General features: G+C 61.7%; 15 protein-coding genes. 4 read left to right on the top strand and 11 right to left on the bottom strand.

The features are described from left to right. Positions 1–21: 21 nt before the first annotated feature. The 7 genes from hpaI to ABLV08_RS09845 all read right to left on the bottom strand — a co-directional run bounded on the left by hpaI (position 22) and on the right by ABLV08_RS09845 (position 5,876). Positions 22–819: a 4-hydroxy-2-oxoheptanedioate aldolase gene (gene hpaI / locus ABLV08_RS09875; RefSeq protein ID WP_015368432.1), complete on the bottom strand. Its 798-nt coding sequence runs from the start codon at positions 817–819 to the stop codon at positions 22–24. A gap of 10 nt (positions 820–829) precedes the next feature. Continuing rightward, positions 830–1,633 (bottom strand): 2-oxo-hept-4-ene-1,7-dioate hydratase, encoded by an 804-nt coding sequence (hpaH, locus tag ABLV08_RS09870; RefSeq protein WP_002887487.1) that lies wholly within the window; start codon positions 1,631–1,633, stop codon positions 830–832. A 137-nt stretch (positions 1,634–1,770) separates the two neighbouring features. Next, complete coding sequence (locus tag ABLV08_RS09865; protein ID WP_015368431.1) at positions 1,771–2,151, bottom strand: 5-carboxymethyl-2-hydroxymuconate Delta-isomerase; 381 nt, start codon at positions 2,149–2,151, stop codon at positions 1,771–1,773. Between the two features lie 9 nt (positions 2,152–2,160). After that, a complete protein-coding gene (gene hpaD, locus ABLV08_RS09860) occupies positions 2,161–3,018 on the bottom strand; it encodes a 3,4-dihydroxyphenylacetate 2,3-dioxygenase (protein WP_009485358.1) in 858 nt (285 codons plus the stop codon). A gap of 1 nt (position 3,019) precedes the next feature. Further along, positions 3,020–4,486 carry a 5-carboxymethyl-2-hydroxymuconate semialdehyde dehydrogenase gene (hpaE, locus tag ABLV08_RS09855; protein ID WP_009485357.1) on the bottom strand — a complete coding sequence of 489 codons (1,467 nt, stop codon included), beginning with the start codon at positions 4,484–4,486 and terminating at the stop codon, positions 3,020–3,022. Beyond that, positions 4,483–5,247: a fumarylacetoacetate hydrolase family protein gene (locus ABLV08_RS09850; protein ID WP_009485356.1), complete on the bottom strand. Its 765-nt coding sequence runs from the start codon at positions 5,245–5,247 to the stop codon at positions 4,483–4,485. Before ABLV08_RS09850 ends, hpaE begins: the two co-directional genes overlap by 4 nt. After that, positions 5,244–5,876 carry a fumarylacetoacetate hydrolase family protein gene (locus ABLV08_RS09845; protein WP_032709810.1) on the bottom strand — a complete coding sequence of 211 codons (633 nt, stop codon included), beginning with the start codon at positions 5,874–5,876 and terminating at the stop codon, positions 5,244–5,246. Before ABLV08_RS09845 ends, ABLV08_RS09850 begins: the two co-directional genes overlap by 4 nt. Before the next feature lie 287 nt (positions 5,877–6,163). Between ABLV08_RS09845 and hpaR the strand changes: the two genes are divergently transcribed. Then, positions 6,164–6,604 (top strand): homoprotocatechuate degradation operon regulator HpaR, encoded by a 441-nt coding sequence (gene hpaR, locus ABLV08_RS09840; RefSeq protein ID WP_015704296.1) that lies wholly within the window; start codon positions 6,164–6,166, stop codon positions 6,602–6,604. A gap of 3 nt (positions 6,605–6,607) precedes the next feature. Here the strand turns inward: hpaR and ABLV08_RS09835 are convergent, their stop codons facing one another. Genes ABLV08_RS09835 through ABLV08_RS09820 form a run of 4 tightly spaced genes read right to left on the bottom strand, consistent with a single transcriptional unit; the run spans position 6,608 to position 10,164 of the window. After that, a complete protein-coding gene (locus ABLV08_RS09835; protein ID WP_015368425.1) occupies positions 6,608–7,870 on the bottom strand; it encodes an FAD/NAD(P)-binding oxidoreductase in 1,263 nt (420 codons plus the stop codon). Continuing rightward, positions 7,851–8,114: a (2Fe-2S)-binding protein gene (locus tag ABLV08_RS09830; RefSeq protein ID WP_020079694.1), complete on the bottom strand. Its 264-nt coding sequence runs from the start codon at positions 8,112–8,114 to the stop codon at positions 7,851–7,853. Before ABLV08_RS09830 ends, ABLV08_RS09835 begins: the two co-directional genes overlap by 20 nt. Beyond that, on the bottom strand, positions 8,111–9,220 hold the full coding sequence (locus ABLV08_RS09825; protein ID WP_015368423.1) for an FAD-dependent oxidoreductase: 1,110 nt from the start codon (positions 9,218–9,220) through the stop codon (positions 8,111–8,113). Before ABLV08_RS09825 ends, ABLV08_RS09830 begins: the two co-directional genes overlap by 4 nt. Further along, positions 9,217–10,164 carry a 4-hydroxyproline epimerase gene (locus tag ABLV08_RS09820; RefSeq protein WP_015368422.1) on the bottom strand — a complete coding sequence of 316 codons (948 nt, stop codon included), beginning with the start codon at positions 10,162–10,164 and terminating at the stop codon, positions 9,217–9,219. Before ABLV08_RS09820 ends, ABLV08_RS09825 begins: the two co-directional genes overlap by 4 nt. A 310-nt stretch (positions 10,165–10,474) precedes the next feature. On the opposite strand from ABLV08_RS09820, the gene ABLV08_RS09815 reads away from it, so the two are divergent. The 3 genes from ABLV08_RS09815 (at position 10,475) to ABLV08_RS09805 (ending at position 13,990) form a co-directional block, all read left to right on the top strand. Further along, the gene (locus ABLV08_RS09815; protein WP_015368421.1) at positions 10,475–11,299 is read left to right on the top strand and encodes an AraC family transcriptional regulator; all 825 of its coding nucleotides are present in this window, start codon (positions 10,475–10,477) and stop codon (positions 11,297–11,299) included. Positions 11,300–11,450: 151 nt separating this feature from the next. After that, the gene (locus ABLV08_RS09810; RefSeq protein WP_008807565.1) at positions 11,451–12,371 is read left to right on the top strand and encodes a dihydrodipicolinate synthase family protein; all 921 of its coding nucleotides are present in this window, start codon (positions 11,451–11,453) and stop codon (positions 12,369–12,371) included. A 14-nt stretch (positions 12,372–12,385) separates the two neighbouring features. Then, a complete protein-coding gene (locus tag ABLV08_RS09805) occupies positions 12,386–13,990 on the top strand; it encodes an aldehyde dehydrogenase (NADP(+)) (protein ID WP_348855792.1) in 1,605 nt (534 codons plus the stop codon). Position 13,991: the final 1 nt, after the last annotated feature.

The raw sequence follows: 13,991 nt of genomic DNA, 5'->3' as shown, positions 1-13,991 counted from the left end.
GTTGCGCTCCACATTATCCGTTCAATAGACGGATTTATTGTTATCGGTTGTGGTGGTTGCGGTGTGGGTAAAACGGGCCGCCAGCGCTTCTGCGCCGCGGGCCAGCAGGGTGGTATCGACGCCGACGGCGACGAACAGCGCGCCCAGTTCGAGATAGCGTTTCGCCAGCTGTTCATTGGCCATCAGGATCCCCGGCGCTTTACCGGCCTGACGGATTTGCTGGATGGCATCTTCAATGGCGGCCTGCACTTCCGGGTGTTGTGGGTTGCCGCCGTGGCCCATATCAGCGCTGAGATCCGCCGGGCCGATAAACACGCCATCCACCCCTTCGACATCGAGGATCTGCGGCAGATTTTTCAGCGCTTCGCGGGTCTCAATCTGCACCAGTACGCACATGGCGTCATTGGCCCGGTGGATATAATCCGGGACGCGATTCCAGCGCGAGGCGCGGGCCAGCGCGCTGCCGACGCCGCGAATGCCGGCAGGCGGGTAGCGGGTGGCTCTGACCGCCAGCCGCGCTTCTTCGGCGTTCTGCACCATCGGCACCAGCAGGGTTTGCGCGCCGACGTCCAGCAGTTGTTTAATTTGTACCGGATCGTTCCACGACGGACGCACCACCGGCTGGCTGGGGTAGGGCGCAATGGCCTGAAGCTGGGTCAGCACCGTTTGTACATTGTTGGGCGCGTGTTCGCCGTCGATCAGCAGCCAGTCGAAGCCCGCGCCGGCCAGCAGTTCGGCGCTGTAGCTGCTGCACAGCCCAAGCCACAGGCCGATTTGCGGACGCCCGGCCTTGAGCGCCTCTTTAAATGCGTTGTTCATGTTGCTCTCCTCAAACAAAGCGGCAGCTGATGGCGCCCATGTTGCCGTAGTCGACGTGGAAGGTATCGCCCTTGCGCGCCGGGACCGGGCGGGTGAAGGAGCCGCCGAGGATAATCTGCCCGGCTTCGAGCTGGACATCGTATGGCGCCAGTTTGTTGGCCAGCCAGGCCACGCCGTTGGCCGGATGATTGAGTACGCCCGCGGCGACGCCGGTCTCTTCAATCACGCCGTTGCGATACAGCAGGGCGGAGATCCAGCGCAGGTCGAGCTCGTCCGGTTTAATCGGCCGGCCGCCGAGGATCACCCCGGCGTTGGCGGCGTTGTCGGAGATGGTGTCGAACACTTTGCGCGGACGCTGGGTTTCCGGGTCGATGTTGTGGCAACGCGCGTCGATAAGCTCCAGCGCCGGGATAACGTAGTCGGTGGCGTTGTAGACATCAAACAGCGTACAGTTCGGGCCGCGCAGCGGTTTGGCCAGAACGAAGGCCAGCTCGACTTCGATACGCGGCACGATGAAGCGGTCGGTGGGAATATCGCTGCCGTCGTGGAAAAACATATCGTCGAGCAGCGCGCCGTAGTCCGGCTCGCTGATCTGCGAACTGGCCTGCATCGCTTTAGAGGTCAGGCCGATCTTGTGGCCTTTGAGCACGCGGCCTTCGGCGATCTTCATCTCGACCCACTCGCGCTGGACGGCGTAGGCGTCCTCAATGGTGATCGACGGATAATCCAGCGAGATCGCGCGGATCTGTTCACGCTGCTTTTCGGCCTGGTTCAGCCGCTGGGCAATCAGGGTACGGGTCTGTTTATCGAGCATAGAGATTCCTGTGGCATTACCGGAAATGTGCACAATCGAGTAGCCCGGGCGAGGCGTTTACGCCGACCCCGGGGTGGCCCGGAGCAAACCCCGGCGTCGCGTTGCTCGGCCGGGCTACCTGCTTGAGCCTCGATGTATTATTTAAATAACGCGTGCACGTTGTTCTGTTTGTAGTTCAGCGTCGGGTCGAGTTCTTCCATGGCGAACGACAGCGCCAGATAGCGGCTCTCCATCAGCGCGGCAAAGTGGGCTTTGATCAGCGCGAAAAGCATTTCGCCCACCTCCTGACGGCTCTCAAGGCTGCGCCCGGCGCCGATCTTCAGGGTCATATGCACGAAGGCGTAATCATGCTTGCCGTCGGCCATCTGCCAGGTATCGAGCCAGTGGGCGCGGCTACGAATGCCGCCAATCGGAAAGATGCCGGTGGCGGCCAGCGCCTCGTTGACTTTAGCGAACAGCCCCGGTAAATCGGCCTGTTCGCGGATATTGTCGCTACACTCGGCGATAAAATGCGGCATACGGCCTCCTTACGCCTGCGCCGGCAGCGGGAACACGGCGTTAACCTGGCCGGTACCGGAACTGGCGAATAGCTCGGTGATAAACTCCACCTTGCCGTCGTATTTATCCCAACCCAGCAGGCCGAGCAGCATCACCGTGTCGTGCATGTTGCCTTCGCCGTAGCAGTAGTCGGCGTACTCCGGCAGCATGGTGCAGAACTCTTTGAATTTGCCCTCGCGCCACAGCTTCACCACGCGCTCATCCATCTGATGATCAAACTCGCGGGTATAGCTGTTCATCCCCTCTTCGGCGCGCTGGTCGTCGATAAAGCGATGCGACAGCGAACCGCTGGCCAGCACCGCTACGGTGCCGTCATATTTGTCGATGGCCTTGAGGATGGCCTCGCCCAGCTTGCGGCTGTCGGCAAAATCGTGAACGGTACAGAAGGCGGAAATGGACACCACTTTGAAATGCTTATCGCTATTCATGTAGCGCATCGGCACCAGGGTGCCGTACTCCAGCTTCAGGCTCGGAATATTGTGCGCTTTGGCGCGTACGCCAAGCTTGACGGCCTCGTCGGCAATCAGGTGGCCCAGCTCCGGGTTGCCGTCGTAGTCGTAGGTCATGTCGCGAATAAAATGCGGCAGTTCGTTACTGGTGTAGACGCCCTGAAAATGGTCGGCACAGTTGATGTGGTAGGCGCTGTTGACCAGCCAGTGGGTATCGAACACGATGATGGTATCAACGCCCATTTCACGGCAGCGCTTGCCAATTTCTTTATGCCCGTCGATCGCGCCCTGACGGCAGCCGTGGTTTTTCCCCGGCAGCTCAGACAGATACATCGACGGCACGTGAGTGATTTTTGCTGCTAACGCTAACTTACCCATATCAGACTCCCCATTTCGGGATCGGATGGTCGCCCATCGAGATGCAGACGTTTTTCATTTCGGCGAATACTTCAAAGCTGTATTCGCCGCCTTCGCGGCCGGTGCCGGAGGCCTTCACGCCGCCGAACGGCTGGCGCAGGTCGCGCACGTTCTGGGTGTTGACGAACACCATCCCGGCTTCAATACCGCGCGCCAGGCGCAGCACTTTGCTGACGTCCTGGGTCCAGATGTACGACGCCAGACCGTATTCCACATCGTTGGCCAGACGCAGCCCTTCCGCTTCGTCTTTGAACGGCAGCAGGCAGGCGACCGGGCCAAAAATCTCTTCCTGGGCGACGCGCATGCGGTTGTCGACATCCGCCAGCACCGTCGGGCGCAGGAAGTTGCCGGATTTCAGATGCGCCGGCAGGTCGGACGGTTTATCCGCGCCGCCGGCCAGCAGGGTGGCGCCCTCTTCAATGCCGAGGCGAATGTAGCCGGACACTTTCTCCCAGTGCTGCTTGCTAATCAGCGCGCCGACCTGGGTATTCGGATCGGTCGGATCGCCCACGCGCAGGCGGTTGGCGCGCTCGGCGAAGCGTTTGACGAACTCCGGATAAATACTCTGCTGAATGAAAATGCGCGAACCGGCGGTGCAGCGTTCGCCGTTGATCGAGAAAATGGTGAACAGCGCGGCGTCGAGCGCGCGCTCGATATCGGCGTCTTCAAAAATCAGCACCGGCGATTTTCCGCCAAGCTCCATGGAGTACTTTTTCAGGCCGGCGTTTTTCATGATGTTGCGCCCGGTGGCGGTGCCGCCGGTGAAGGAGACGGCGCGCACATCATGATGGCGTACCAGCGCGTCGCCAGCGGTGGCGCCATAGCCCTGCACCACGTTGAGCACGCCAGCCGGGATCCCGGCCTCCAGCGCCAGCTCGCCCAGACGATCGGCGGTCAGCGGCGACAGCTCGGACATTTTCAGCACCGCGGTATTGCCCAGCGCCAGGCACGGCGCCACCTTCCAGGTGGCGGTCATAAACGGCACGTTCCACGGCGACACCAGCGCGCAGACGCCAACCGGCTGCACGAGGGTGTAGTTGAGCATCTTGTCATCGACCGGATAGGTCTTGCCGTTCATCTGCTGGCACACTTCGGCGAAAAATTCGAAGTTATGCGACGCCCGCGGGATCAGCACGTTTTTGGTCTGGTGGATAGGCAGGCCGGTATCGGCGGTTTCCATCGCCGCGATCTCCGGGACGTTCTGATCGATCAGATCCCCCAGGCGGCGCATCAGGCGCGCGCGCTCTTTCATCGGCAGGTTAGCCCACTTCGGGAAGGCCTCTTTCGCCGCCGCTACCGCCTGGTTGATTTCGGCTTCGCCGCCGGAGGCGACTTCAGCCAGTACCTCGCCGGTGGCCGGGTTGGTGGTATGAAAATAGTCTGCGCCGGCAACGTTTTTACCGTTAATCCAATGGTTAATCTTTTTCATGACAGTGTCTCCTCATACGCTTGCTGGCTGATGATATGGTTGACCAGGCGGCCCACGCCCTCGACTTCAACGATCACCTCGTCGCCCGGCACCACATCGGATAGCCCTTTCGGCGTGCCGGTGGCGATCATGTCGCCCGGTTGCAGGGTCATAAATTCGCTTAAATAAGCGATGAGGAACGGGATGCTGAAGATCAGATCGGCGGTGGTGCCCTGCTGGCGCAGTTCGCCGTTGACCCAGGTGCGCAGGGCCAGATTATGCGGATCCGGGATCGCCTCTTTGGCGACGATCCACGGGCCAATCGGCGTCAGGGTATCGCGGCTTTTCACCCGCAGGTTCGGGCGGTAGTAGTTTTCCAGATAGTCGCGGATCGCGTAGTCGTTACACACGGTATAGCCAGCGACATAATCCATAGCCTCGGCTTCGCTGACGCGGCGCGCGGTTTTCCCGATCACCACCACCAGTTCGGCTTCGTAGTGCATGTATTCGACGTTATCCGGGCGTACCGACTGCTGCTGGTGGCCAATAAAGGTGTTTGGCGCTTTGATGAACACCAAAGGCTCGGTTGGCGGTTTAAACTCCAGCTCGCTGGCGTGGTCGGCGTAATTCAGCCCCAGCGCGAACAGCGTGCCGTCGGCGGGCGGCAGCCAGCGGAATTCGCCTTCTTTCAATACCGTGCCATCGGGCAGGCGCACCTGGTCGCGTTCATCGACCAGCACGTCGCGTACCTGTCCCTGCCATTCAATACGTGCCTGTTTCATGCCAGCTCTCCTTCTGCGACAACCGGGTTTTCGAGCGCCGGGAAACCGTCGGCGAGAATTCGTACGCGGTCGCCGGGGCGCAGCGTGACGCGAGAGTGGGGCGTGCCGATAAGGATCGCGTCGCCGGGATTGAGGGTGGCGAACTCGCTTAAGGCGCTAAGCAGCTGCGCGGCGTTACGCTGCAGATCGCCGGTATGCCAGCTATCCGCCTCGCGGCCGTTGATTTCGGTGATGATGGTCAGGTTATCGACGTTGCGCACCGCCGACAGCGCGCCGATGGGGCAGAAGCCATCGCGGCATTTGGCCTTGATCGCCGGGCGATAAAAACTCTCTTCCGGCAGGCTAACGTCGTTAGCCAGCGCGTAGCCGGCGATATAGTCTGCGGCCTCTTCCGCCGCCACTTTACGCGCGGTTTTGCCGACAATCAGCGCCACCGTCGCGCCGCTTTGTACGGTCTCGCCCTGCGGATGGGGAATGGCTTCGCCATCGCCAATCACGGTATTACGGGGTTTGATGAACCAGACCGCGGTTTTCGGCGGCGTCTTGTAGGGGGCCTGTTGAAACGCTTCGCGCCAGGCGTCGAGCTGGCTGCGATGATTGAGCGCAACGGCGAAGATGGTACCTTTCATTCACCACTCCTCTGGTACTGATTATCGATTCGAAGGAATTTCATTAATATGTTAATGATAATCTTTTATTCTTTGCGCGCCGGTTTGGCAAATAGAAGTAAATGTTTTGTGATCGGATTAACACAATATTTACATATTTTTTATTTATTTATTATTTATCATATAGATGTATTTATTTTTAATGACGGCTGGTACTTTTCAGGTGCAGAAACCGGTTGTACATGGCAGGATTATGGCTAATTATTAAATTGTTAATAAGTTTTGGTGAGCGTTGTTGAGGGGATACCATGCATGATTCATTAACCATTGCGCTGCTGCAGGCGCGGGAAGCGGCGATGGCCCATTTCCGGCCGATCGTCAAACGCCACAACCTGACCGAACAGCAGTGGCGTATTGTGCGTATCCTTGCGGAAAACCCATCGATGGATTTCCACGACCTGGCATGGCGCGCCTGCATTTTGCGCCCCAGCCTGACCGGGATTCTGACGCGCATGGAGCGCGACGGTTTAGTGTTGCGTTTAAAACCGGTCAACGATCAGCGCAAGCTCTACCTGTCGCTGACGCCCGCCGGGCTGGCGCTGTATGAGAGCGCCCAGGCGCAGGTGGAAGAGGCCTACCGGCAGATAGAAGCGCAGTTTACGGCGGAGAAGATGCGTCAGTTGACCACGCTGCTGGAGGAGTTTATTGCGCTTGGCGTCCCTGCCGGGCGCGGTGATGAAGAAGAGTAGCGGTTACGGCTCGGCGCTCAACCTGGCGAGGGCAATAAGCGTTTCCGCGCGGGCAGGGGCCAGCGGTTCTCTCGGCTGCGGCAGCGGCCAGCCATATAACCAGCGGGCGCTGGCGGCGCAGGTGCGCCCCTGACAGGCGCCCATTCCGCAGCGCTGGGTAAGTTTGGCCTGCGGCCAGCCTCCGGCTGCCGCCACATCGCCGCAGCGCACATCCTCGCAGCGGCACAGCAGGCTCTCCGGCGTCGCCGCGTTTTTCAAAGATTCCGCCAGCCGGAAGGCGCGGTTTATGGCGTCGGCGAAGCGCTGCCAGCGGGCGCGGCGGGCAAATAACGCCTGCGCTTGATGGCTGGCCCCGGCGGCGGCAAAACCGGCGATTTCGCCCTCCGCCAGCGCCAGTTCGCTACCGCCGAAACCGGTGCACTCGCCGGCGGCGTAGATATCCGCGATGCTGGTCTGCTGCCAGCGGTTAACCTGTATCGCCTCCTGCGCCGTGGCGCAGCCAAACAGCAGCGCCGTCTCGATATTGGGTATCAGCCCGTAGCCGATAGCTAGCCGATCGCAGGCGATAGTTCGCTCGACGCCGCGCTGGCGCAACGTAACGGCTTCCAGCCGCGTTGTGCCGTGAGCGCGGATCACCTGCGTGCCGCTAAGATAGCCTTTCGGAGCCAGCGTCGCTAACTGGCGCAGCTTCTGCGGCCAGCGCCACAGCCCACCGGCGAAGCGCAGCAGTGCCGGTAGCGGCGCTTGCTCAATGATATTCGTCACTTCGCCTCCGGCCTTGTTCACCGTATCCGCCACCGCCAGCAGTAGCGGACCGCTGCCGGCAATCACCACCTTTTCTCCTTTCAGCGCCAGGCCCTGTTTGATTTGCGCCTGCAGGCCGCCCGCGCCGGTCACGCCGGGTAAGGTCCAGCCGGGAAAGGGCAGCGACAGCTCGCGCGCGCCGCAGCAGAGGATCAGTTTCTGCCAGTAAACCACACCACCGCCGTCGGCGGTTTCAAACAGCACACTGTACGCGGAGGGGCGGGCAATCAGCCGCGCGCCGTTCACTAACCGGATGGCGGCAGACGCGACGATGGCGTCGCGGTAGCGCCGGGCCAGGGCGGGCTGCGTCGCCTGCGGACCGGCACGCCAGATTTGCCCGCCAGGGGCGGGATTATCGTCGAGAATAATCACCTGTTTATCGCAGGCGGCGGCGGAGAGCGCGGCCGCCATCCCTGCGGGGCCGGCGCCGAGGATTAAAATGTCACAGCGCAGCGTGTTCATCGCGGCTCCTTTCTATTTGCATATCGGACCGGCACAGGGTCTGGCAGGCCAGTACCCGTAGGCCATCGACGGTGACCCGGCACTCCTGGCAGACGCCCATGCCGCAAAACGGCGCGCGGAGGCCGCCGTTAACCGCCTGGCGGGTGGTGGGGTCGCCGGTCAACGCCAGGGCCGCCGCCACGCTGATCCCTTCCGGCACCGTCAGCGCTTCGCCATCAACGATGATAGTGAGCGTGGCATTCATGCGATCGCCTCCTGTTGAGATAAACGAGCCGGGAGCCAGGCGTCGGGAGCCAATGGGCAGCGTTCATCGAGGATCTGCGCCGCCAGCAGTTCAGCCGAGGCCGGGGCAGTGGTGACGCCCAGCCCTTCATGGCCCAGCGCTAGCCATAAACCACGGCGGGTGGGGTGCGGGCCGATCAGCGGGTTGCCATCCTGCGAGGCGGCGCGCAGGCCGCTCCAGCAGCGGATGATATTCAACGTCGCCAGCGCCGGCACGAAGTGGCGGGCGCGATCGAGCATCTGCGCCAGCAACGGCAGATCCAACTCGCGCTCGCGGTTATCAAACTGACGCGAAGAGCCAATTAGCAGCTGGCCGGTTGGCCGCGGCTGAAGGTTAAACGCCACCGAGGTGCCGCCGCCGTGGGCACTGGCGCCGTAACCCAGCTCAACCAGCTGGTGATGCACCCGCGGCTGGTAGCGATCGGTAATCGCCAGTTGGCCTTTTTTCGGTCGCAGCCAGTTTTCCGCTAACAGCGCGTTGGCTTCAAGTCCGCAGGCCACCACGATTGCCCGCGCCTGTAGCCGTTGGCCGCTGGCGAGCAGCACCTGCGGCTCTTCGATCGTCTGTACGCTATCGCGCAGGCAGGTAAGATGGTTTCCGGCATCAGTAATCAACCAGCGGGCGACGTTCGGCGCGTAGACGATGCCATCGCCTGGCACCCACAGGCCGCCGGCCAGTCCGTCGCGCAGCAGCGGCTCGCGCCCGGCGATCTGCTGCGGGGTCTGGAGTTCGCTGTGCACCTGATGGCCGGCCATCCGCCGCTGTTTGTCGCCAGCCCCGGCCATCTCTTCTTCGCTTTCCGCCAGCCACAGCGTACCGCAGCCGCGCCAGGCGCAATTGTCGGGCATCCGTGGCGTGATAGCGCGCCAGCGTTCCAGCGACCACGCCGACAAGGCAAGCTCGGCGGGGTCGTCATCCATGCACACCAGATGGCCCATACCGGCCGCCGTCGCGCCAGGCTGACCGTCATCGATAAGCGTCACGCTCTGCCCCCGCTTCGCCAGCTGCCACGCGCAGGCGGCGCCGATGATCCCGGCGCCGATCACGATGACGTCGCACTGCTTCACGGCGCGATCCCCCAGCAGAAGGGATCGTCAGGGTTGAGGATCAATTGGTTATCGCCGCAGACCCAGGCTTCGCCGCGGATCGTTGGGATGATGCCTTCAGCGGTGCGCTGGTAGCTGGCGGTAAACTGGCTACCGATGATGCTGGCCTGCCGCCAGATTTCCCCCGGCTGCAACTTGCCATCCTGCGCCAGGCAGGCCAGCTTGGCGCTGGTGCCGGTACCGCACGGCGAGCGATCCCAGGCCTTTCCCGGACAGAGTACGAAGCTGCGGCTGTCGGCGGTATCGTCATCGGCGAAGAGTTCGATATGGTCGATAACTCCTCCGTCGTCGCCGCGGATCCCCGCGGCTTCCAGCCCCTCGCGCACTGCCCAGGCGTAGTCGGTGAGCTGTGGAATATGTTCGGGGGTAATGGCAAACGGGTGGTCGTTAATCAGGAAAAACCAGTTACCGCCCCAGGCAATATCGCCGATGACGGGACCCAGCGCGGTTTCAACGCGGATCTGTTTTTTCCAGCGGCGGGCCGGGACGTTTTGCACCGATACGCTGCCATCGTCGTGCAACGTGGCGCTTACGTCGCCGACCGGTGTTTCAATCAGATGTACGCCAGGCTTGATACGCCCAAGCCAGGCCAGCGAGGCGATAAGCCCGATAGTGCCGTGGCCGCACATATTCAGAAAACCGGCGTTGTTGAAGAAAATCACGCCAGCGGTAGCCGCCGCCGAGACCGGTTTGCACAGCAGCGCGCCGACCAGTACGTCATTACCGCGCGGTTCGAGAATGGCCGCCTGACGCCAATGGTCGAAGTCGCGGGCGAAGCGGTCGCGGCGCTCCGCCATGCCGCCGCCGCCGAGGTCGGGGAATCCGTCAACGATCAGGCGGGTCGGTTCGCCGCCGGTGTGTGAATCAATAGCTCTCAGCGTAATAGGGGGGCGTGGCGCGGTCATCAGACTCTCCGGAAGTTAACAACATGTTTCATCATGCTGGCGCAACCTTTCCCGGCCTGCTTGAGCGCTTTCGTCAGAGAAAATGACGAAATCTGCACAGTAATGAGCGCGGTATATTTCTATTTCACATAGTTATTTCTTATTAATCATTTGTTTAATGCTGTGGTAAACCGAAAGCGACCATTGTGCCAGTGGCTAAACCAGGGGAAGGCGTAAAGCGGATCCAGGATCGCAAAACCGACGGTTGCTGCTTGAGGTGTTAACGGAAAGTGAATAAATATCCTTCGGTCACTTACCATGAGGAGGCCTTATGATCGGTGTTTCTGATGCGCCGCCGCCGCGGGCGGTTAACCAACCTGAGCTGGCCGTCGATGAGCTGAGCCAGATCTGCGAAGGGCTGGCGCGCCAGCGGCCGGAAAATATGCCCGCGCTGCTGAATGCGCTGGCGCTGATTGCGCCCCTGCTCAATGCCATCCCTAATGTGGTCTTTTTTATCAAAGATCGTCAGGCGCGCTATCTGCTGGCGAACCTGACGCTGGCCCGCCGCTGTGGTTTCAAAAGCGTCTCCTCGCTGCTGGGCAAAACCTCCGCCGATGTCTTTCCTTCCGCGCTGGGCCAGGGTTACACCGAGCAGGATCTTCGGGTACTACGGGAAGGCGTGACCCTGCGCGATCAGCTGGAAATGCATCTCTACAATGGCCGCGAGCGCGGCTGGTGCCTGACGCAGAAATTGGCGCTACGCGATATCAGCGGGCAGGTGATCGGCATGGCTGGGATCTCGCACGATCTGCAGGAGGCCCACGCCCGCCATCCGGCGTGGCAGCGGCTGGCGATCGTCGACGATCATATCCGCCGCCATTATCACCGGCCGATCGCCATGGAAGAGTTAACCGCCTTAAGCGGAATGTCGATTGCGCAGATCGAACGCTACTGCAAACGGATCTTTCATCTCACTCCGCGGCAAATGATCCACAAAGTGCGGCTGGAAAAAGCTACCGAACTGCTGGCTGGCGATACGCCGATTACCGATATCGCCCTGCAGTGCGGGTATACCGATCACAGCGCCTTTAGCCGCCAGTTCAAGGCGATGACCGGCTCGACACCGCGCGATTTTCGCCTCACGCTGCTCGGATAAACGCTGGCTCACACTTTTGCCGACTGTGCTAATTTCGTCATCGTATTGAGGGAAAACCGACAAGCCGCCGGTTCCGCGACACGTCAATCTGTCAGTGAATATTCACCATTCATTCACTTCGACTTAACAAAATGACGACAAGGAACCGAGCATGAGCAAAAAAGCGATTCACTGGAGCGGCGTATTTCCGGCGGTCAGCACGCAGTTTCGTAGCGATTACTCCCTCGATTTAGATGCCACTCACGCGGTGATGAAAAACCTGGTGAAAGATGGCGTTTCCGGGCTGGTGGTGTGCGGCAGCGTAGGTGAAAACACCTCGCTGAGCACCGACGAAAAACTGCAGATTATCGAGGTGGCGAAGGATGCCGCCGGCGGCAAAATTCCGGTTATCGCCGGGGTGGCCGAGTTCACCACCGCCTTTGCCCAGAAAATGGCGAAAGAGGCGGAGCGCGTCGGCGTCGACGGGATCATGGTGATGCCGGCGCTGGTCTACTCCTCAAAACCGCATGAAACCGCGGCCCACTTCCGCAGCGTGGCGAGCGCTACCGACCTGCCGATTATGGTCTACAACAACCCGCCGATTTACAAAAACGACGTGACGCCGGACATTCTCGCCACCCTGACCGACTGCGACAACATCGTCTGCTTTAAAGACTCCTCCGGCGATACCCGCCGCTTTATCGACCTGCGTAACACCGTTGGCGACCGCTTCGTGCTGTTTGCCGGGCTGGATGACGTGGTGGTGGAAAGTATTGCCGTCGGCGCGGAAGGCTGGATCTCCGGAATGTCCAACGCCTTCCCGCGCGAAGGGGAAACGTTATTCCGTCTCGCCCGCCAGCAGCGTTACGAAGAGGCGATGGCGTTGTACCGCTGGTTCATGCCGCTGCTGCATCTCGATGCGCGTCCGGATCTGGTGCAGTGCATCAAGCTGTGTGAAGAGTTGCTGGGCCGCGGTAGCGCCATTACCCGTCCGCCGCGTCTGGCGCTGGAAGGCGAAACGCGCCAGCAGGTGGTGGCGATCGTTGAACAGGCGCTGGCCACTCGTCCGACGCTGCCGGATGTCGGCCTCTGAGCACAGGAGTCAATATGAATGCATCTCAGACCATGGCGGGACGGCAGTTTATCGCCGGACGCCGTATTGCCAGCGGTGAGGCGACGCTATTGAGCCTGCGGGCGGTGGACGGCGAAGCCACCGGCCACCGCTTTTATCCGGCTTCCTGTGAGGAAGCCGCTCAGGCCGCAGAAGCCGCGCAGCAGGCCTTTGCCGTCTATTCACAAACCATGCCGCAGCAGCGGGCGCGCTTTCTCAACGCCATTGCTGATGAACTGGATGCGCTGGGCGAGGCGTTTTTTGCTATCGCCGGGCAGGAGACCGCGCTGCCGCTGGCGCGGCTACAGGGAGAACGGGCGCGCACCAGCGGCCAGTTGCGGATGTTTGCTGGCGTGATCCTGCGCGGCGATACCTTCGCCGCCCGTATTGATACCGCCTTAGCCGACCGTCAGCCGCTGCCGCGCCCGGACCTGCGCCAGTATCAGCAGGCGTTAGGGCCGGTGGCGGTGTTTGGCGCCAGCAACTTTCCGTTGGCCTTTTCTACCGCTGGCGGCGATACCGCCTCGGCGCTGGCGGCTGGCTGCCCGGTGGTGGTGAAGGCCCATCCGGGCCATATGGCCACCGCCGAGCTGACCGCCGAGGCGATCGTCAGGGCGGTGGTACGGTGCGGTTTACCCGGCGGCGTATTCAATATGATTTTCGGGACCGATATCGGCGCCGAATTGGTCCGTCATCCGGCGATTCAGGCCGTTGGCTTTACCGGTTCGTTGGCCGGCGGTAAGGCGCTGTATCAGCTGGCGCAGCAGCGCCCGCAGCCAATTCCGCTGTTTGCTGAAATGTCGGCGATTAACCCATTGATTATTCTGCCGCAGGCGCTGCAGACGCGGGCCGAGGCGCTGGCAAACGAGCTGGTGGCGTCATTCACCCTCGGCGGTGGCCAGTTCTGTACCCGTCCGGGGCTGATTCTGGCGCTGCGCGGCGCCGGGCTGGAACGCTTTAAGTCGGCGCTGTGCGCGGCGGTAGCGGGCTCCACGCCGCAGGTGTTGCTCAATGCGCCGACCCTTCAGCACTACCGTCAGGGCGTGGCGGCGCTTGCGGCGCACCCGCGTATCGAGAAGTTGGCGAGCGGCATCTCCGCCGGCGCCGGGCAGGCGCAGACCCTGCTGTGGCAGGCTCAGGTCGAGGATCTGCTGGCGCAGGATACGCTGCTGCAGACCGAAGTTTTCGGCCCGTTATCGCTACTGGTGGAAGTGGACGACGTGGCCCAGCTGCAGGCGGTGGTGAAAGCGCTGCAGGGTCAGCTCACCGCGACGCTGCATGCCGAGGCGGATGATGGCCCGCTGGCGGCGAGCCTTCTACCGCTGCTTTGTGAGAAGGCCGGACGGGTGCTGTTTAACGGTTATCCCACCGGCGTGGAAGTGTGCGATGCGATGGTCCACGGCGGCCCGTGGCCGGCGACCACCGACGCACGCGGGACTTCGGTCGGCAGCCGGGCGATTGAACGCTTTCTGCGCCCGGTCTGTCTGCAGAACGCGCCCGCCGCCCTGTTACCGCCGGCGCTGCAGGATGCGAACCCTTTGAACCTGCTGCGCCTGGTCAACGGCCAGTGGACCCGGGAAGCGATTTCCTCCTCTCATTGAC

Origin of the sequence: Klebsiella sp. CN_Kp088 (assembly GCF_040064335.1) — a bacterium.
Lineage (GTDB): Bacteria > Pseudomonadota > Gammaproteobacteria > Enterobacterales > Enterobacteriaceae > Klebsiella > Klebsiella aerogenes.
Note: the sequence above shows the minus strand (reverse complement) of the source record. Positions and strands in the feature narration are given on the sequence as shown.

Coding starts and splice junctions, on each gene's coding strand:
- ABLV08_RS09820 (WP_015368422.1), bottom strand. CDS start 10,164: ATGACCGCGCCACGCCCCCCTATTACGCTGAGAGCTATTGATTCACAC.
- hpaD (WP_009485358.1), bottom strand. CDS start 3,018: ATGGGTAAGTTAGCGTTAGCAGCAAAAATCACTCACGTGCCGTCGATG.
- hpaH (WP_002887487.1), bottom strand. CDS start 1,633: ATGCTCGATAAACAGACCCGTACCCTGATTGCCCAGCGGCTGAACCAG.
- ABLV08_RS09865 (WP_015368431.1), bottom strand. CDS start 2,151: ATGCCGCATTTTATCGCCGAGTGTAGCGACAATATCCGCGAACAGGCC.
- ABLV08_RS09835 (WP_015368425.1), bottom strand. CDS start 7,870: ATGAACACGCTGCGCTGTGACATTTTAATCCTCGGCGCCGGCCCCGCA.
- hpaR (WP_015704296.1), top strand. CDS start 6,164: ATGCATGATTCATTAACCATTGCGCTGCTGCAGGCGCGGGAAGCGGCG.
- ABLV08_RS09805 (WP_348855792.1), top strand. CDS start 12,386: ATGAATGCATCTCAGACCATGGCGGGACGGCAGTTTATCGCCGGACGC.
- ABLV08_RS09850 (WP_009485356.1), bottom strand. CDS start 5,247: ATGAAACAGGCACGTATTGAATGGCAGGGACAGGTACGCGACGTGCTG.
- ABLV08_RS09845 (WP_032709810.1), bottom strand. CDS start 5,876: ATGAAAGGTACCATCTTCGCCGTTGCGCTCAATCATCGCAGCCAGCTC.
- ABLV08_RS09810 (WP_008807565.1), top strand. CDS start 11,451: ATGAGCAAAAAAGCGATTCACTGGAGCGGCGTATTTCCGGCGGTCAGC.
- ABLV08_RS09815 (WP_015368421.1), top strand. CDS start 10,475: ATGATCGGTGTTTCTGATGCGCCGCCGCCGCGGGCGGTTAACCAACCT.
- hpaI (WP_015368432.1), bottom strand. CDS start 819: ATGAACAACGCATTTAAAGAGGCGCTCAAGGCCGGGCGTCCGCAAATC.
- hpaE (WP_009485357.1), bottom strand. CDS start 4,486: ATGAAAAAGATTAACCATTGGATTAACGGTAAAAACGTTGCCGGCGCA.
- ABLV08_RS09830 (WP_020079694.1), bottom strand. CDS start 8,114: ATGAATGCCACGCTCACTATCATCGTTGATGGCGAAGCGCTGACGGTG.